Below are 18,211 nucleotides of genomic sequence, written 5' to 3'. Positions count from 1 at the left end.
TATTAAACCGGGTTAAAGACTGTGTGTTTAGCAAAGCGAGGGTGTTTGACCAATATAGTAACAACCGCAAGTAGCACTGCCAACCCAAACCCTAAGCCAATCCATACGTTTTCGCTGTAACCGTAAACCACATAACTAAAGCCACTAATGGCTGCTATAAGTAGTGCATAGGGTAACTGTGTTGCAACATGATCTAAATGGTGACATGCCGCGCCAGTCGATGAAAGAATTGTTGTATCTGAAATCGGTGAACAGTGGTCGCCAAATACTGAACCCGCTAATACAGCAGCTAACATTGGCAGCATCATACTGATATTCGTCCCCGCTGCCATGTCCGCTGCAATTGGTAGCATAATACCGAACGTCCCCCAACTTGTGCCGGTAGAAAATGCCATGATGCCGCTAAGGATGAATACTATTAGAGGTAGAAGTTGATAAGGAATACTGTCGCCAATTTGTGAGGCTAAATACTTGCCCGTTTCCAAATCAGATATTACACCGCTAATTGTCCATGCAAATAATAAGATTAAAATGGCACCTTTCATGGTTTGCATACCGCGAATGGAGGCGTTAGCAATTAAACCCAGACTTTGTCCTTGTTTAAAATTAAAGTATAAGCAGACTGCAAGCCCTACCACACCACCGAGTAGTAAGGATAAGGTTACATCAGTATTTTCAAGCGCGGCCATCAAACTAAAACCTTGGTCACCGTCTAAAGCATTAGCCCCTGTGATAATAAACAAGCTGAAGCAAGCTAGTGTCATTGCTAGAATTGGCAACACTAATCCCCACGGACCTGCGTTTAGGTCGACTTGCTCATTGTCCGTTTCTACCATACCAGCTGGCATGCCTTTGTGATGATCATACAACTCGCCACTTTGTGCACGCTGTTCCTCTTTGCGCATGGCACCCAAATTGATATTCCAGTAGGCAACAGCTAAGGCAAAAACTAGGGCAAAAACCGCATAGAAATTCATAGGGATCATACTTACAAAAGCCGCTAAGGGACTGATCTCAGTTATTGCATGCGTAGCTAGTAAGCCGCCTATTATTGTGACGATATAAGCGCCCCAGCTTGAGAGCGGCATAAGGACACAAACTGGCGCCGCAGTTGAATCAAGTAAATAGGCAAGTTTAGAGCGAGATATTTGTGCTTTATCGGTTATAGGTCGAGCTAGATTACCAACAGCTAAGCTATGAAAATAATCATCTACAAAAACTAGAAAGCTTAGCCCTGCAGTCAACATGCTCGCGCCGCGGCGAGTCTTGATCCGCTGGCTTGCCCAGTGTGCAAAGGCAGAACTGGCCCCACTTAGACTCATTAACTTGGTCATCACCCCAAGTAACAAAAGAAAGCCAATAATATATACATTCCAGGTATTTATAGCGCCATCGCTCCAAACCAAACCAATGACAGACGCCCCAAGGTAGCTGCCACCTTTGGTAATATCTAGCTCTACTAAAAACAAGGTGCCGACAATGATACCAATGGCTAGGGACAAAATAATACGACGGGTTATCACGGCGGCCAGTAAGGCACAAATTGGCGCGATTAACGATAATGCGGAATCTGAATATTGTGCTAGTTGCATGATCTCTTCTTCTAAAAGGAGAACTACTGATGTCTAGTTTATCAATCATTAAACTAAATATGCAGTAGCGCTCCATAGTTTAAAGGCTAGGGAATAAATCCCTGGTTAACTATGACAGTACAGCTCCTATTCGAAACAATACCAGCTTCAACTTATGCCTAAGTTGTCGCTTCGGCGATAGCCCCTTTAATCAAGTCTTTGCGGCTGCCGCCTACGCTTGATAACTAATGACTACCGCACCTCTACTTTGCAGTAAGCGCGCATTCTTCCATAACAGGACGCAAAAATAAAGGTATTTACACCACGAAATTAGCATTTAGCAACCCTAAAATTCCAAATAATCAAGAATAGTAAAGATAAAACACCACACGCACTAACGATGATATGCTCGAAAAAGCAGTCGCTAATTTTATAATAGTCTCAGAAACGTAGCTATATATGTCTTAACAGCATTCATCCTTAATACAATAAATCTAAGTAAAATAATGCTCAGTCAAATGAATACTATATTGACTTAGAAAATCAGTTATTTGCAAAAATTAGGTATTAAGAACTCAAATAATAGTTTCTACATTCTAAAGTGATCGTTTATTATAATATCAAGGTATATACTGCAACGATAACAAGATAATAGTTCAGTAGCCCAATGAACGGTAAATTAACAACATCTACACTGTAAAATTGAGGATTAATATGAGTGACTTTTTAAAGGTATTTTTAAACGCACGTAGTTTGAAAGCAGCAACCCGTGAAGTTAGTATCGAGCAGTTAGAAGAAACATCAGCCAAACTTTCGAACATTATCCAAGCTCGCAAAGAAGAAGAAAACCAAGCATTCGAACAACAACGCGCAAAAAGAGAGTTATTAGCGAAGTACAAAGAAATGCTAGCCAACGACGGCATTGATCCAAACGAGCTTGTATCTACGCTTGAAGCTGCAGCACCAAAACGCAAACGCGCTCCCCTTCCAGCTAAGTATCGCTACACAGAAGCAGGCGTTGAGAAAACATGGACAGGTCAAGGACGCACACCCGCGGTAATTCAGCGCGCCATTGACGAACAGGGCAAATCAAAAGCAGACTTTTTGATTTAACTAGCTTTGAAAGTCATTTTACTCGGCACATCAAGCGTGCCGAGTAAAACAAATGTTATAACTACCTATTTCAAATAAACTTCTTTATTGTCACTTCTATAAATAAAGTTCAAGAAGACTGACTAAACGCCTCCCCATTTGTAAAGAAAAGTAAATTTTCGTTTATTATTAAATTCTTGTCTTGTCACTAATCTAATTTGTAACAACTTAAACGCTTACGTAGTGTCATTATTAGTTTTTCGAAACTAAACAACCAGATTCGAATAATATAACAACTGTTAGGTTATAGCTTGGACATATAGTGTTGATGAATAGAAGTTAGATCGAAAAATCATCATTGTTTATATAAATTGGGAAAGTAATTGAATACCAAGTTTGATTTATATTGATTACGAAAGGTGGGCTTTCGACAAAAATACCTGCACATGGGCAGCTATCGAAGAAAGAACATGGGAGCCGAGAGCCAGCCCCCATTGACTGATTACTGAACAAGCTGTTGATTGATCTGCTCAAGTACTAGTTTCGGCTCATCCGCCTGAGTAATCGGGCGCCCTATCACTAAGTAATCAGCACCGACGTGTCTAGCCTGTGTAGGCGTCATAATTCTTTTTTGGTCGCCAACACTACTTCCAGATGGACGAATGCCAGGAGTTACTAATAAAAACTCGTCACCGCATTGAATTTTTAGCTGTCTAGCTTCGTGTGCGGAACATACAACACCATCTAAGCCACAATGTTGTGTAAGACTGGCTAAATGCAAAACGTGCTCTTGTGGGGATACAGTGACCCCAATCCTAGATAAGTCGGCTTGTTCCATACTGGTCAACACAGTCACAGCAATTAGTTTTGGCTTAGAACCAACTACATTATCTAAACTTTCGCGAGCAGCGATCATCATGCGCTCGCCTCCACTGGCGTGTACATTGACCATCCACACCCCTAATTTAGCAGCTGCAGCCACTGCTTTGGCTACTGTATTAGGAATGTCATGAAACTTAAGGTCCAAAAAAACTTCAAATCCCAGTCCCTGAACTTTACGAACCAACTCAGGTCCGAACAAGGTAAACATCTCTTTGCCAATTTTTAACCGGCAACTACCAGGTTCAAGACTGCGGACAAAATTTAGGCAAGCTGTTTCATCATCGTAATCTAATGCCACAATGATGCGAGGTTCGTGTAACACAATTATTCTCCGTCTAATCCGCGAATGGGTTTAACACTTCCCCAACTTTTACAAGATGGGCAATGCCAGTATATAGAATGTGTGGCAAATCCACAGCGTTTACAGCGGTAGTGAGGCTTAAGCTTAAGCTGTTCTCCTACCATTGAATGTAAGGACTCGAGGCTTTGTTTTGCTTGTCCGGGCTCAGCTTCTCGAATATGGTAAGTCATCAGCTGCTTAAAGCCTTTCATAGTCGGCTGCCGATGCAATTCAGTATTCAGTAGAAGCTTTGCATCTTCAAAGCGACCATCTTGCTCATAGTAATGAGCCAAGCGCATCACGACTGACACCCCAGTTTTATTCTGTATCGCTTTTTTAAGTAATTCAACTAACTCGAGACGTAAATCCAAAGCTAAATATGCCGTTTCAAGAGGATCTAACGCTTCCGAAAACAAATCTTTATCTTGATCTAAAATTCCGCTGAGCATTCTAGCTGCCGACTCGTATTGCTGTGCACGATTATAAACTTGTGCTAAGTGCAAACTAGCCCGAACACACTTATGCTCTAAGACTAATGCCTTTTTTAAATAAGCTATGGTCTTGGCTTCTTGACTTAGAGTATCGACTTGAACTGCCAGTTCGCAGTGAAAATGAGCAAGTTGACGCTGAATATCAGTCACAACTTTATTCGATACTTTTTTACCAACAGCAATCGCCTTGGTCCACTCTTGAGTTTGCTGGTATATGTTTAACAGCTGACTAAGTGCCACATCGCGATGGTCTTCTTCTTCAAGTAATTCGATAAACAGCGCTTCAGCACGATCGAGTAAACCGGCAGCTAAATAGTCCTTTGCAAGTTGTAGATGGGCTAAAATACGTTGGTCTGGATCGATGCTAGGTCTAGCAACTAAGTTTTGATGAATGCGAATTGCCCGGTCTACTTCGCCGCGTTGACGAAATAAGTTCCCCAAGGCCAAATGGGTATCAATGGTGTCTTCATCGACTTGTAGCATTTCGATGAATAAGTCTACGGCCTTATCACTTTGATTATTTAGTAATAGATTAAGGCCGGTGACGTATTGTTGAGAAAATCGATTGGCTTGACGTTTTTTAGAGTTTTGATAGCTACGCTGTCCCATATACCAACCGTAAGCGGCAGCAATTGGAAGCAGTAAAAACAGCAGGCCATACATCTAAAAACTAAACCTTAAGGTTTTGATTTTGCAATTTCTCAATAGTTACTTGCTGTTTACTGACTTTGCGCTTTAATTTACTGCGTTCAAAGCTTTGTTTGAAGTAGTACAAAGCAATGCTCATAAATGCGACTAGCACGCCAGCAATAAAGCAGCCAGCCATCAACCACGATAATCGTAATTCTTGTTGGGCTACTAAATAATTCACCGAAACTAGTTGTTCATTTTGAGCGCCAAGCGCAATAGCCAAAATAAACATAACGATGAGAATAATCGCGATAACAATAGTTTTCAATCCAACTCTCCTAAACCATGAAGCTGTTTATCCAATGGATTGATTATGCCGGAAAACTGCTTATGACTCCACGATTGATCGTTGAATCAACTATAGATTAACGCGCTCACGTAACTCTTTACCCGGTTTAAAGTGTGGGACTTGTTTTCCGCTTAACTCGACTTTTTCGCCAGTTTTAGGATTGCGTCCAACACGGGGAGCTCGATAATGCAGAGAAAAACTTCCAAAACCTCGAATCTCGATACGTTCGCCAGATTCAAGAGTATCAGCCATTTTTTCAAGAATTTCTTTAATTGCGGTTTCAATATCTTTGGTTGAAAGGTGCATGTGACTTGCAGCAAGCTTCTCAATCAGGTCAGACTTGGTCATGGTAACTCCAATGTAGTTTTGTACGTTGATGTTATCAGTGTAGATAAAGAACAAAGGGGGGACAAGTCCCCCCTTTAAATCAACTGCTTAGTTTAAGACTTATTCGCCTTTAAGAGCCGATTTGAATGCGTCAGCCATGGCATTGCCAAGTTGAGCATCTTCGTTCTTGTTCAAGCTAGCCATTGCTTCTTTCTCGTCAGACTCATCTTTCGCACGGATAGACAAGCTGATTACGCGGTTTTTACGGTCAACGCCCATGAACTTAGCGTCAACTTTATCACCAACAGAAAGAAGTAGTGATGCATCTTCAACACGGTCACGGCTGATATCACCAGCACGCAAGTAACCTTCAACACCTTCGATTAGCTCAATCGTAGCGCCTTTAGCATCAACTTCGCTAACGGTACCATTTACGATAGTGCCTTTCTTAAGGTCTGCAAGGAAGTTGTTGAATGGATCTTCACCAAGTTGCTTAACGCCCAAGCTAATACGCTCACGGTCAGCATCCACTTGAAGTACAACAGCTTCGATCTCGTCGCCTTTCTTGAAGTCACGAACAGCATCTTCACCAGCAACATCCCAAGAGATATCAGACAAGTGAACAAGACCATCGATACCACCGTCAAGACCGATAAAGATACCAAAGTCAGTGATTGACTTGATCTTACCTGATACTTGATCGCCTTTATTATGAGTACTTGCGAATAGATCCCAAGGGTTAGCTTTACATTGCTTAAGACCTAGAGAAATACGACGACGTTCTTCGTCGATGTCAAGAACCATAACTTCAACAAGATCACCAACGTTAACAACTTTAGATGGGTGAATGTTTTTGTTTGTCCAGTCCATTTCTGAAACGTGAACAAGACCTTCAACACCGTCTTCAATTTCAACGAAGCAACCATAGTCAGTAAGGTTAGTTACGCGACCTTCAAGGCGAGCGCCTTCTGGGTAACGATTAGCAATTGCAACCCATGGATCTTCACCAAGTTGCTTAAGACCCAATGATACGCGTGTGCGCTCACGGTCAAACTTAAGAACTTTAACGTTGATCTCATCACCAACATTAACGATTTCACTTGGGTGCTTAACGCGTTTCCAAGCCATATCAGTAATGTGTAGTAGGCCGTCAACACCGCCCAAGTCAACAAACGCACCGTAATCGGTAAGGTTCTTAACGATACCTTTAGTTTCTTGACCTTCTTGTAGATTCTCAAGAAGCTGCTCGCGTTCTACACTGTTTTCAGTTTCGATTACGGCACGACGAGAAACAACAACGTTGTTGCGTTTTTGGTCTAGCTTAATTACTTTGAATTCTAATTCTTTGCCTTCAAGGTGAGCCGTGTCACGGACAGGACGCACATCAACCAAAGAACCAGGCAAGAATGCACGAATTGTGTTTACTTCAACTGTAAAGCCGCCTTTGACTTTACCATTGATAACACCAATTACTGTTTCTTGATCTTCATAAGCCTTCTCCAATTGGATCCAAGACTCATGGCGCTTCGCTTTCTCACGAGAAAGTTGAGTTTCACCGAAACCATCTTCGACAGCATCAAGTGCAACGTCGACTTGGTCGCCAATTTCAACTTCAAGTTCGCCAGCAGCGTTTTTGAATTGTTCAGCAGGAATAGCAGATTCAGATTTCAAACCTGCATCTACCAAAACCATACCGTTTTCAATACCAACAACGGTGCCTTTAACGATGGAACCAGCTTGGAATTCCAGGTCTTTTAAAGATTCTTCAAAGAGTAGAGCAAAAGATTCAGTCATGTTTAATTAGTTTACACACATATAAACGACCAGCTAGCATCCTGCTAGTTGGGGTTAAAAATATACACCTAATCCATCCTTAGATTTGGTGACCCAATACCGGAGATTACCGGTTTAGTATTTTGTCGATATAATTAATCGACATTTGAACTACTTCGTCTATAGAAAGAGAAGTAGAATCAATAGTTAACGCGCCTTCGGCAGCGATTAAAGGAGCTACACTTCGATTACGATCTCGGTGGTCACGTTCTTTAATTTCGCTCAAAAGGTGGTCAAAACTAACATCAAAGCCTTTGAGTTGCAACTGCTTATAGCGCCTCTGGGCCCTTTCTTCAGCGCTCGCATCTAAGAAAATCTTTACAGGCGCATCGGTGAAGACAACCGTCCCCATATCTCTGCCATCAGCAACTAAACCAGGGGATTCGCGAAAAGCGCGCTGGCGTCTTAACAGGGCTTCTCTCACCCTCGGGAACGCTGCGATTTTAGATGCGGCGTTGCCGGTAGTTTCTTTGCGTAATTCTCGGGTAACATCTTCGCCTTCGAGAATGACTTGTAGGTCACCACTGCTGAAGGCAAAGCGCACATCAAGGTGCGCAGCTGTTAGTGCTAACGATTCTTCGTTGTCGAGCTCTAAATTGTGATGCAGAGCAGCTAAGGCGAGAACACGATAGATAGCACCGCTATCAAGGAGATGAAAACCATAATGACTTGCTAAGCGTTGGCAAAGTGTTCCTTTGCCGGCTCCGCTAGGTCCATCAACGGTGATAACTGAACTCGAGTTTGGCATTCATTCCCCTCAACACATTAACGTCTAAATCGACTTTTTATCGCGGCGTATTATACGCAATTTTAAGTCTAAAGATGAGGTTTATTTACTAAAAGGAATCAATTAGTACTACAAAAGAGGTAAAACAAAGACTTAACAAGCTATGTGCAAGTCTTTGTTTTAGATAACTTGGGAGTAGTAGTATGCTGGTTTAAGCTTAAACGCTTAAAGCAACCCCTGAGTCTCTTATCTTAGCGAGTTTATAACGCAGCGTTCTAGGACTAATACCAAGTTTTTCAGCAACGTCTTTACGTTTGCCATTACAGGCCTTGAGCGTATCTAGAATAATTTGTTGTTCTTGATAGCGAAGCTCCGCCCCTAGAGCTTCTTCGCCACTGCTCTCTTCTCGAAGAGGCGCTGGTACAGACATTTGATTGCTTTGGACTTCAGCCTCTTTGCGAATAGGAGTTGCCGGTTGTTGCAAGGGTATACCTTCTATCAACAGCTGGGCCTTATCAATTTCATCGGCTTCACACAGGATAAGGGCACGCTGGACTACATTTTCTAGCTCTCTCACATTACCTGGCCACGCATAACTCGACAGGGTATTCTTCGCTTGCTGCGAAAAGTGTTTGGCTTGTGCTCCTTGATAGCGTTGCAACATATGTTGTGCGAGAGGTAAAATATCACCTGGCCGCTGTTTAAGCGGTAGCCAATTAAGCGGGAAAACATTCAATCGGTAATATAAGTCTTCGCGAAAGCGGCCTTGATCAACTAATTCACGCATATCTCGGTTTGAAGTCGCTAAAACTCTTACATCCAATTTGATCGTCTTTCGACTGCCCAAGCGCTCTACTTCCTTTTCTTGTAGTACACGTAGTAGCTTTGCTTGCAACGCGAGATCCATTTCAGAAATTTCGTCGAGCAAAATTGTACCCGATTGAGCTTGCTCAAACTTACCCGGACAAGCTTTGATAGCACCAGTAAAGGCACCCTTTTCGTACCCGAACAAAGTGGCTTCAAGCATATTATCTGGGATCGCAGCACAATTTATAGCGACAAAATCTTGCTCGCTTCGAGGCGAACTATCATGAATAAATCGGGATAATACTTCCTTACCAGCCCCACTAGGCCCAGTAATCAATACCGAAGCGTCAGACTGTGCAACTTTTTTGCTGAGTTCAAGTAACTGCGCTGTATGTGGGTCGCCATAAATAGGAGTTCTTGCTTCAACTTTTAGTGCCGGTGCATATTGCTCTACAGCGGTAAGTAACACTTCCGGCGAAAATGGTTTACTCAAATAGTCGACAGCCCCATCTTTCATGGCACCCACCGCATCATTTATCTTGGCATATGCAGTCATTAGTAAAACAGGCACTTTAGGCCAACTTCGACGAATATTGCGCAATAAACTTAAGCCATCCATGCCACCCATTTGCACATCGCTGATGACTAGATCAACACGTTGAGATTTAAGTATTAGCAATGCCTCTTCAGCACTCGATGCGTCCAAACACTGATAGTTTGCCAAACATAAGGTGTCAACGAGTGCTTCTCGTAGGCCCTTATCGTCTTCAACGACTAAAATATGTGTAGTGGGCATAATTATTCTCCTACAGCTTTGGCATGAGATTGCACGTCGTGCAGTGGAATAGAAACTTTGGCAAGGCAACCGCGATCAGTATTTATAAACTCTAACTTACCGTTATGCGCTTTACTTACAGCATTAACTACAGCTAGACCAAGACCAGTACCATTTGCTTTAGTTGTGTAAAAAGGCTCGCAGCGGCGTACTTTCTCGATCTCAGATATCCCACCAGCAAAATCTTCAACAGAGAAACTAGCAAAGTGACCCTCTTGCTCTAAAGATAAAACGAGCTGCTGATGCTCCTCACTGGCGTGGCATGCGTTTTCTACCAAATTACTTAATGCTGACAACAAGGTACTTTGGTTACAGATAATTTGTAACGCAGTATCGCTGTACCGTAGAGTTAGACTTTGGGTTTTCTTAGCTAATATAGTTTCACAGCTTATCGATAGCTGCTCTAATAATTGGTTACCGTTTTCTATCGTTGCGGTACTGGTATCACCACCTTTAGCGAACAACAACATATCGCTTACTTGACCCTCTAGTTCATTTAAGCGATTAACTAACTTGCTCTGAAAATTCAGTTGTGAGTCATGGCCTAAGTTGGGATTACCTAGATTTGCTGCGTATAACATTGCAGCAGAAAGCGGGGTTCGGATCTGGTGCGCTAGGGACGCTACCATTTTGCCCAAAGATGACAAACGCTGCATACGCGCAACGCGAGTTTGTAAGGCCCGGGTTTGAGTGAGGTCAGTAAATACCAACAACTGACCTAAAGGTGCGCTTAACGGTGAGATATTTAACTGTACTCGTTGCCCATCTTTAAGCGATAACTCGTGACCATCATCGGCTCGTGGAGCAAATATTTGTGGGACAACATCTAACCAGCGTTTGCCAACTAAATCTTTGCCCAACAATACACACGCAGCACTGTTAATTCTGGCAATAAATCCCTTCGCATCAAGTATAATCAAAGCAGAAGGCATGACCTCAAAAACTTGAGTCAGATCGTGGTTGGGGATATTGGCGCTTTTTGAACACGCGATGTCTGCTGGTAAATTCATAGTGCCTTACTGTCATTGAATTGGCTCTACGGATTTATTGCAATTTAAATGCCAAAAAAATAATGAATTATTTCAGCATCTTGTGGGAATTTTAGGCGTTATCCTTATTCAAGCCATACTTACGCATTTTTTCAACAAGGGTTGTTCTTCGCATTTGTAATTGTTCAGCCGCTCTTGCAACAACTCCATCTTGTTGCTCTAGAGCCTGGCAGATCATATCAACTTCAAGCTGTGCTAATAACTCTTTGAGGTTTAAGCCATGCTCTGGTAATCCACCATTGAGTGTTGGCTCTGATACTTCATCTTCGGTTTGACTAAAATCAATCGCTTCTTCTTCAAAAAATGCTTGGTCAGAGAGATCTAGATTTTCGGGGGCTTCGTCGTCAAAAATAGCAAGCAAGGCTTCTCGCTCAGCAATTTCTTCACTGTAATCAGGTTCAAACGCCGGTGCATCAATATGCCGATATTTTGGAGGCAAGTCTGAGACATCCACAATTTGATTTGGATGTAGGATTAACAAACGCTCAATTAAGTTAGATAGTTCCCGTACATTTCCAGGCCACTGATGTGCCATTAATGACTCAATTGCGCGCTGGGTAAAACGCACGACAGCCCCATGCTCGTCTTCATGGCGATTTACTAATTCTTGGAGCAGCAAGGGAATATCGTCTTGGCGCTCACGAAGTGAAGGCATTTCGATCGGGAACACATTAAGTCGGTAGTATAGATCTTCTCTAAAAAGTTCTTTTTCTATCATGGTTTCGAGCTGACGGTGGGTTGCTGCAATGATACGTACATCGGCTTTTATCGGTTTAACACCTCCGACTCGTTCAAAAGAACGTTCTTGCAACACCCTGAGTAATTTCACCTGCATCGGCATTGGCATATCGCCGATCTCATCTAGAAAAAGCGTGCCTCCTGCTGCGAGTTCAAAGCGCCCTTTTCGCATGGCGAATGCACCAGTAAACGCGCCTTTCTCATGACCGAACAATTCACTTTCTAAAAGATCTGCGGGAATAGCACCACAATTAATCGGCACAAAAGGGCCTTCTGCGCGTGGGCTGTGATCGTGAATGGCTTGTGCAACCACCTCTTTACCAGTGCCCGATTCTCCTAGAATCAATACATTGGCATCTTTATTGGCGACTTGCTCAATGAGATGACGCACTTCTTGTATTGCTATGCCCTTGCCTACCAAGTTTTGTCGTAAGCGTTCACTTCGTGGTGCTGCATTTTTGGTGGGTAGTTGAGTTAAATAAGTCAGACAATGATGTAATTGTTGAGTGAGATGCTCATAGGCAAAAGGCTGTGCGACGGAACCAATTAAATTGCCCTGACCCTTTATAGAGTTGTCATCGCCGATTACCAAAAATGGTACGGCTAAAAACTGTTCTATAAGTGAATTAGCATCCATAACCGAAGGAGAGATGATTGCAACAAATTCGCCGCCAGCTTTAATTCGCTCTTGGACAACAGAGCTTTCGCAAATTTCACTGCTTTCGCCAATGAATTTGAGCACGGTGGTTAACTCATGCGCGCGCTGCGTATCATTATCACAAATCAAAATTGTGCGTGGTTCTTGCATCGTCCTTGATATTCCTTGGCTATGGTTGCTTGAGTTATTGATCTCAAAGCAATTACTAGCAGTTATTCTAAGCGAGCGTCAAAATTTTGCAAGGTCTGTCGCCAAATAACGACAAAAGTTTGACGTATGCCTTGTAGAAGGTCAATATTTCAATTCATTAGCACAGCTCTATCGTAGAATGTTTGCGATGCCGTTAAAAAACTGCGTTAATACTTATTAATAATAAAATGGTGCAGTTATTGCAGTATTTTCAAACGAGACAAGCAATTCATTACTTATGAATAAATGGAATCTTTATGTTTGATAACAAATCTATCCTGATTACCGGTGGCACAGGCTCTTTTGGAAAAAAATATACTAAAACTATATTGGAGCGTTACAAGCCAAAAAGATTGATCATCTATTCGCGTGATGAGCTCAAGCAATTTGAAATGCAGCAGGAATTTAATGACCCCTGCATGCGCTACTTTATCGGGGATGTTCGCGACAGAGAGCGCCTAATTCAAGCCATGAATGACGTAGACTATGTGATTCATGCAGCCGCCTTGAAGCAAGTTCCAGCAGCTGAATACAATCCCATGGAGTGTATTAAAACTAATATTCATGGCGCCGAAAATGTAATCAAGGCTGCTATAGAAAACAACGTGACCAAGGTCATTGCACTTTCTACCGATAAAGCTGCCTCTCCAATCAATTTGTATGGGGCGACCAAACTGGCGTCTGACAAACTATTTGTGGCGGCAAACAACATGGTCGGTCAAGGTCAGACTCGCTTTGCAGTTGTACGCTACGGCAATGTTGTTGGCTCCCGCGGGTCAGTTGTCCCATTCTTTAAACAGCTTATTGCCAATGGTAGCGAAAACTTACCTATCACTCACGAAGATATGACCCGCTTTTGGATTACGCTTCAACAAGGTGTAGATTTCGTACTCAAAAACTTTAGCCGTATGTATGGCGGCGAAATATTTATCCCCAAAATCCCTTCGGTTCGGATCACAGATTTGGCTAAAGCGTATGCACCCGAACTACCTCTTGATATTATTGGTATTCGACCTGGTGAAAAATTACATGAGGTCATGTGCCCAAGTGATGACTCCCACCTCACTTTGGAATTTAATGACCATTTCGTAATTTGCCCGAGTATCAAGTTTTACAACGACGAGCATAACTACTCGCGTAACCTAATCGACGAATTAGGGACAACAGTAGCACAGGGCTTTGAATACCATTCTGAGACCAATCCAGACTTTCTAACTACGGAACAAATCTTGGCTTTTGATAAAATGGCAGAGTTATGATTCCTTACGGTAAACAAAATATTGTAGACGAAGACATCAATGCGGTTATAGATGTTCTGAAGTCAGATTATTTGACTCAAGGCCCAAAAGTCCCAGAGTTTGAGCAGAAAGTATGCACATTAGTCGATAGTCAGTTTGCCGTTGCCGTAAATAGTGCAACGTCTGCACTTCACATTGCTTGCTTAGCGCTTGATGTCGATAGCTCCTCCATTGTCTGGACATCACCTATTACCTTTGTGGCATCCGCCAATTGCGCCCGTTTGTGTGGTGCAACAATTGACTTTGTTGATGTCGAGCCGACAACGGGCAATATGTGTCCCAATGCTCTAGCAACCAAACTTGAAGCGGCAGAAGCTGTTGGGAAACTACCAAAAGCTATAATAGTCGTTCACCTAGCAGGCCATAGTAGTGACATGCAAGCTATCTCGAAGCTCGCTAACGATTATGGTATCGCAGTTATTGAAGATGCCTCTCATGCAATTGGTGGTAGTCATGATGGAAATAAAGTTGGTTCTTGCCAGTACAGTGACATGTGCATTTTTAGTTTTCACCCTGTCAAGATTGTGACCTCCGCCGAAGGAGGGATGGTCACAACTCAGAATCCAGCTTTGGCCAAACGTATTGAGCTTTACAGAAGCCACGGCATCACCAAAGATAATTCGCAATTGACGCGACCAAATGAAGGTGACTGGTACTATGAACAACATGAGCTGGGTCTAAATTATCGTATGACTGATATTCATGCGGCGCTCGGTATCAGTCAACTGACTCGTTTAGATTCCTTTGTAGATAAAAGAAATCAACTTGCGGCTCTCTATCGTGAACTACTTGTAGGCTTTCCTTTAGATATCGTAGAACCGCTTAAGCAAAGCTATTCAGCAAGACACTTGCAAATTGTCCGGTTGAAAGACCCCGCTAAGCGGCGCGCAGTATTTGACGCAATGAGAAAGCTTGGGATTCAAGTTCATGTGCATTACTTCCCTGTTCATTTGCAACCCTACTATATGAAACTTGGTTTTAAATTAGGGGATTTCCCAAATGCTGAAAGCTTTTATCAACAAATATTGACCCTGCCTTTGTTTCCAGACTTAGAAAGTTCCGAAATTCAGCATATTTGTTTTACCTTACGGGAGCAGTTTTCTTGAATATTGCGATTATTCCGGCTCGCGGTGGAAGCAAACGCATTCCGCGGAAAAACATCAAGCTGTTTAATGGTAAACCAATTATCGCCTACAGCATCGAAAGTGCAATTAAAAGCCAATGTTTTGATCGGGTAATCATTTCAACAGATGACAAGGAAATAGCGGAAATCGCGATACAATACGGCGCAGAAGTTCCCTTTATGCGTCCTGCTCATATTGCCGATGACTACGCAACCACACTAGATGTTATGCACCATGCGGTTACGCAACTCGATCAAGAAGAGCATTTCGAAAATGTCTGCTGTATATATGCTACAGCACCTTTTGTTACTCCAGGCCAACTACGTGAGGGTATCCGTTTATTAAAAGCGGAAAGCGCTGATTATGTGTTCCCTATCGCTGAGTTTACTAGCCCTATTCAACGAGCATTGTTGCGGGATTCAAAAGGTTTCCTATCGATGACAGTACCAGAGCATCTAAATAGTAGGAGTCAAGACTTAAGAGAAGCCTATTACGATACGGGTCAGTTTTACTGGGGTAAAGTGTCGGCTTTTTTAAATAACACTTCAATATATAGTGACAAATCATTAGGTTTACGACTAGGAAAATACAGCTGCGTAGATATAGACGACTTAGAAGACTGGGCCATCGCTGAGTTCCTATACGATTATAGAGCCAGTCAGTGAACTTTGTATTTAGAGTCGATTCATCATTGGTCATCGGAAGTGGACATGTGTATCGCTGTTTGTCGCTTGCAAATCAACTAAAAAAATTTGGTCATGACCTGAGTTTTATCTGCACAGACCACCCAGGAAATATTTGCTCGATTATAAGATCGTTTGGCTTCAAGGTATCGTTGATACCAGCTGGTAATAGCAACATTGACCCAGAATTAACATCAAGCTGGCTTGGACGCAGCTACAGAGGTGATGCAAAAGCAACAATTAGCAATCTCGAAGAATTGCCCCGAGTTGACTACATGGTGGTTGACCACTATGGTATCGACAGCCGTTGGGAAGCAATGCTAAAACCTTGTACTCGCCATCTCGTTGTGATTGATGATTTAGCCAATCGATTTCATCACTGTGACACTTTACTAGACCAAACATACGCTCGAGACCTTTCCGCTTACTACCCACTTGTACCCGAATTTACAAACTTACTGCTGGGTACTGACTTTGCATTGCTTAGAGATGAATTTTTGCAATTTAAAGATAAAATTCTAGTCAAACGTAAAAACACTTCGAAAGTTAAATCGCTACTAGTCAGTTTAGGGGGCACAGATCGAAATAATGTGACTAAAGAACTCATGCTAATGTTGGAGAATAGTTCACTTAATAGTAGTGTGCGAATCACAATCATTGTTGGCCCAAATAACCCACATCAATCATCTTTAGTCGATGTTAGCAACACGTCACGATTCACAAATTACAAGGTACTCTTTGCTGTTTCTAACATGGCTGAAATACTGTCTCAGCATGATCTTGCTATTGGCGCTAGCGGTGCTAGTGCATGGGAGCGCTGCGCATTAGGACTACCAAGTATCAGTATTGAACTAGCCGAGAATCAAAAAGAAATCTGTAAAATTCTTGAGCACCAAGGCGCTAGTATAGCCTTAGGTTCTCCCTCTGAGCTCAACGGTACTAAGCTAGAGCAAGCACTTAATTACATTCAATCGAACTACCAGAGTATGGTCAGTAAGTCTATTGCTCTAGTCGATGCACACGGCTCTCGGAGAGCAGCTGCCTGTATATTTCAAACAAGCTTAAAGGATGGGCTATTAGTCCACCTTAAATTGGCCAACAGCAATGATTGCCAACAACTGTTTGAGTGGCAACAAGAACCAGCAACCCGCGAGTATGCCTTAAACCCTTCGATACCTAGCTATATTGAACACCAGCTTTGGTTTCAAAGGCAACTCTCGGATAAAAACTACCACCTATATATGGTAAGCAGCAAGGATACCCAACTTGGTATGCTAAGGCTTGACTGGTTAGTAGAATTTTCAGCATACGAAGTTTCTATCGTCACCCCCGACAGTAGTAAAAGGTTGGGGGTTGCGAAAGCAGCCTTAGAACTAGCAATTATACTTATGCCCAAAACAGATTTTTACGCTACGATTTTACCTCAAAACGTTGCTTCCTTAGCATTATTTAGAAAACAAGGCTTTCAATATATAGGAAACAACCGATTTCGCTACGCCGCCAAAGGATGTTCCGCATGACTAGACGTATATGTATCGACAATAAATATATAGGCAAAGGCTGCTCTCCTTATATCATTGCCGAAATATCTGCAAATCATAATGGGAGCATCGATAATGCATTGTCCCTTATCAAAGCAGCTAAAAAATCTGGTGCCGACGCAGTTAAAATTCAAACCTATCGTGCCGATACAATAACGTTGGATAGTAACAAGCTAGAATTCCAAATTAGCGGCGGATTATGGGCTGGCAAAACTCTCTATGAACTATATGAATCCGCTTACACCCCATGGGAGTGGCATCAAGAGCTATTCGATTTCGCGAACAAATTAGGGGTAACACTATTTAGCTCACCATTTGATAATAGCGCCGTTGATTTACTAGAAGATCTCAATACCCCCGCCTATAAAATAGCTTCTTTTGAAGCCATTGATTTACCGCTCATTAAATATGTAGCAGCAACAGGTAAGCCGATGATCATTTCGACAGGGATGGCCAATCAGCTCGAGATTCAAGAAGCGATAGATACAGCTAAAAGTGCTGGATGTAGTCAATTAGCAATATTGCATTGTGTAAGTGGCTACCCTGCTCCAGCCAGTGATTACAACCTTAACACTCTAGTCGATATGCAAGAACAGTTTGGTTTGGTTACTGGATTGTCTGACCATACTATCGATAACACGACCGCTATTACTGCTGTCGCTTTAGGTGCATCGATCGTTGAAAAACATGTCACTTTAGATCGGCTCGGCGGTGGACCAGACGACAGTTTTTCTATCGAGCCAAAAGAGTTAAAACAACTTTGTAGTTCGGCACAAACCGCTTGGTCTGCTTTGGGCCATGTATCATATTCTCAGGCTTCGAGTGAAAAAGAAAACGCTCAGTTTAGACGTTCATTATATGCCTGCAAAAACATCCAAAAAGGCGAGCTTTTTACTACCGATAATGTGAAAAGTATACGTCCTGGCTTTGGTTTAGCGCCAAAGTATCTCGATGAAATAATTGGTTTGAGAGCTGATTGCGATATAGATCATGCAACTCCAATATCCTGGGGAATTGTAAGCAGAGGCTAACTTATTTTGTTAATGA

At 42.4% G+C, this 18,211-nt stretch carries 16 protein-coding genes and 1 riboswitch; of the genes, 6 read left to right on the top strand and 10 right to left on the bottom strand.

Annotated elements, in window-relative coordinates:
- Window positions 1–2 precede the first annotated feature (2 nt).
- Window positions 3–1,592: a Na+/H+ antiporter NhaC family protein gene (locus DBZ36_RS04125; RefSeq protein WP_120353667.1), complete on the bottom strand. Its 1,590-nt coding sequence runs from the start codon at window positions 1,590–1,592 to the stop codon at window positions 3–5.
- Window positions 1,593–1,649: 57 nt separating this feature from the next.
- Window positions 1,650–1,845: riboswitch (Lysine riboswitch) on the bottom strand.
- 440 nt (window positions 1,846–2,285) lie between these two features.
- Between DBZ36_RS04125 and DBZ36_RS04120 the strand changes: the two genes are divergently transcribed.
- Window positions 2,286–2,684: an H-NS family histone-like protein gene (locus DBZ36_RS04120; protein ID WP_120353666.1), complete on the top strand. Its 399-nt coding sequence runs from the start codon at window positions 2,286–2,288 to the stop codon at window positions 2,682–2,684.
- A gap of 481 nt (window positions 2,685–3,165) precedes the next feature.
- On the opposite strand, the gene pyrF is transcribed toward DBZ36_RS04120, so the two are convergent.
- From pyrF to DBZ36_RS04075, 9 genes are all read right to left on the bottom strand, one after another.
- Window positions 3,166–3,867 carry an orotidine-5'-phosphate decarboxylase gene (gene pyrF / locus DBZ36_RS04115; protein WP_199711766.1) on the bottom strand — a complete coding sequence of 234 codons (702 nt, stop codon included), beginning with the start codon at window positions 3,865–3,867 and terminating at the stop codon, window positions 3,166–3,168.
- Between the two features lie 2 nt (window positions 3,868–3,869).
- Window positions 3,870–5,039: a lipopolysaccharide assembly protein LapB gene (lapB, locus tag DBZ36_RS04110; RefSeq protein WP_120353664.1), complete on the bottom strand. Its 1,170-nt coding sequence runs from the start codon at window positions 5,037–5,039 to the stop codon at window positions 3,870–3,872.
- 7 nt (window positions 5,040–5,046) lie between these two features.
- A complete protein-coding gene (locus DBZ36_RS04105) occupies window positions 5,047–5,334 on the bottom strand; it encodes a LapA family protein (protein WP_120353663.1) in 288 nt (95 codons plus the stop codon).
- Between the two features lie 90 nt (window positions 5,335–5,424).
- On the bottom strand, window positions 5,425–5,715 hold the full coding sequence (locus tag DBZ36_RS04100) for an integration host factor subunit beta (RefSeq protein ID WP_267900174.1): 291 nt from the start codon (window positions 5,713–5,715) through the stop codon (window positions 5,425–5,427).
- An 87-nt stretch (window positions 5,716–5,802) separates the two neighbouring features.
- On the bottom strand, window positions 5,803–7,476 hold the full coding sequence (gene rpsA, locus DBZ36_RS04095; protein WP_120353661.1) for a 30S ribosomal protein S1: 1,674 nt from the start codon (window positions 7,474–7,476) through the stop codon (window positions 5,803–5,805).
- 106 nt (window positions 7,477–7,582) lie between these two features.
- A complete protein-coding gene (cmk, locus tag DBZ36_RS04090) occupies window positions 7,583–8,263 on the bottom strand; it encodes a (d)CMP kinase (protein WP_120353660.1) in 681 nt (226 codons plus the stop codon).
- 196 nt (window positions 8,264–8,459) lie between these two features.
- Complete coding sequence (locus DBZ36_RS04085) at window positions 8,460–9,845, bottom strand: sigma-54-dependent transcriptional regulator (RefSeq protein WP_120353659.1); 1,386 nt, start codon at window positions 9,843–9,845, stop codon at window positions 8,460–8,462.
- A 2-nt stretch (window positions 9,846–9,847) separates the two neighbouring features.
- Window positions 9,848–10,894, bottom strand: coding sequence for a sensor histidine kinase (locus tag DBZ36_RS04080; protein WP_120353658.1), 1,047 nt, complete (start codon window positions 10,892–10,894; stop codon window positions 9,848–9,850).
- A 91-nt stretch (window positions 10,895–10,985) separates the two neighbouring features.
- Window positions 10,986–12,479 (bottom strand): sigma-54 dependent transcriptional regulator, encoded by a 1,494-nt coding sequence (locus DBZ36_RS04075; RefSeq protein WP_120353657.1) that lies wholly within the window; start codon window positions 12,477–12,479, stop codon window positions 10,986–10,988.
- A 296-nt stretch (window positions 12,480–12,775) separates the two neighbouring features.
- On the opposite strand from DBZ36_RS04075, the gene pseB reads away from it, so the two are divergent.
- The 5 genes from pseB to pseI are packed head-to-tail and all read left to right on the top strand — an operon-like array spanning window position 12,776 to window position 18,195.
- A complete protein-coding gene (gene pseB / locus DBZ36_RS04070) occupies window positions 12,776–13,777 on the top strand; it encodes a UDP-N-acetylglucosamine 4,6-dehydratase (inverting) (RefSeq protein ID WP_120353656.1) in 1,002 nt (333 codons plus the stop codon).
- Window positions 13,774–14,922, top strand: a complete 1,149-nt coding sequence (gene pseC, locus DBZ36_RS04065) for a UDP-4-amino-4,6-dideoxy-N-acetyl-beta-L-altrosamine transaminase (protein WP_120353655.1) — start codon at window positions 13,774–13,776, stop codon at window positions 14,920–14,922. The genes pseB and pseC overlap by 4 nt, the downstream gene beginning before the upstream one ends.
- The gene (gene pseF, locus DBZ36_RS04060) at window positions 14,919–15,605 is read left to right on the top strand and encodes a pseudaminic acid cytidylyltransferase (RefSeq protein ID WP_120353654.1); all 687 of its coding nucleotides are present in this window, start codon (window positions 14,919–14,921) and stop codon (window positions 15,603–15,605) included. Before pseC ends, pseF begins: the two co-directional genes overlap by 4 nt.
- A complete protein-coding gene (pseG, locus tag DBZ36_RS04055; RefSeq protein WP_120353653.1) occupies window positions 15,602–17,143 on the top strand; it encodes a UDP-2,4-diacetamido-2,4,6-trideoxy-beta-L-altropyranose hydrolase in 1,542 nt (513 codons plus the stop codon). Before pseF ends, pseG begins: the two co-directional genes overlap by 4 nt.
- Window positions 17,140–18,195: a pseudaminic acid synthase gene (gene pseI / locus DBZ36_RS04050; RefSeq protein ID WP_120353652.1), complete on the top strand. Its 1,056-nt coding sequence runs from the start codon at window positions 17,140–17,142 to the stop codon at window positions 18,193–18,195. Before pseG ends, pseI begins: the two co-directional genes overlap by 4 nt.
- Window positions 18,196–18,211: the final 16 nt, after the last annotated feature.

The sequence above is a fragment of the Alginatibacterium sediminis genome (assembly GCF_003610775.1).
In the GTDB taxonomy this organism is placed as follows: Bacteria; Pseudomonadota; Gammaproteobacteria; order Enterobacterales; family Celerinatantimonadaceae; genus Alginatibacterium; species Alginatibacterium sediminis.
Note: the sequence above shows the minus strand (reverse complement) of the source record. Positions and strands in the feature narration are given on the sequence as shown.

Excerpts from the sequence above, each read along its gene's own strand:
- DBZ36_RS04125 (WP_120353667.1), bottom strand. The coding sequence starts at position 1,592 with ATGCAACTAGCACAATATTCAGATTCCGCATTATCGTTAATCGCGCCA.
- DBZ36_RS04120 (WP_120353666.1), top strand. The coding sequence starts at position 2,286 with ATGAGTGACTTTTTAAAGGTATTTTTAAACGCACGTAGTTTGAAAGCA.
- lapB (WP_120353664.1), bottom strand. The coding sequence starts at position 5,039 with ATGTATGGCCTGCTGTTTTTACTGCTTCCAATTGCTGCCGCTTACGGT.
- rpsA (WP_120353661.1), bottom strand. The coding sequence starts at position 7,476 with ATGACTGAATCTTTTGCTCTACTCTTTGAAGAATCTTTAAAAGACCTG.
- cmk (WP_120353660.1), bottom strand. The coding sequence starts at position 8,263 with ATGCCAAACTCGAGTTCAGTTATCACCGTTGATGGACCTAGCGGAGCC.
- DBZ36_RS04085 (WP_120353659.1), bottom strand. The coding sequence starts at position 9,845 with ATGCCCACTACACATATTTTAGTCGTTGAAGACGATAAGGGCCTACGA.
- DBZ36_RS04080 (WP_120353658.1), bottom strand. The coding sequence starts at position 10,894 with ATGAATTTACCAGCAGACATCGCGTGTTCAAAAAGCGCCAATATCCCC.
- DBZ36_RS04075 (WP_120353657.1), bottom strand. The coding sequence starts at position 12,479 with ATGCAAGAACCACGCACAATTTTGATTTGTGATAATGATACGCAGCGC.
- pseB (WP_120353656.1), top strand. The coding sequence starts at position 12,776 with ATGTTTGATAACAAATCTATCCTGATTACCGGTGGCACAGGCTCTTTT.
- pseC (WP_120353655.1), top strand. The coding sequence starts at position 13,774 with ATGATTCCTTACGGTAAACAAAATATTGTAGACGAAGACATCAATGCG.
- pseI (WP_120353652.1), top strand. The coding sequence starts at position 17,140 with ATGACTAGACGTATATGTATCGACAATAAATATATAGGCAAAGGCTGC.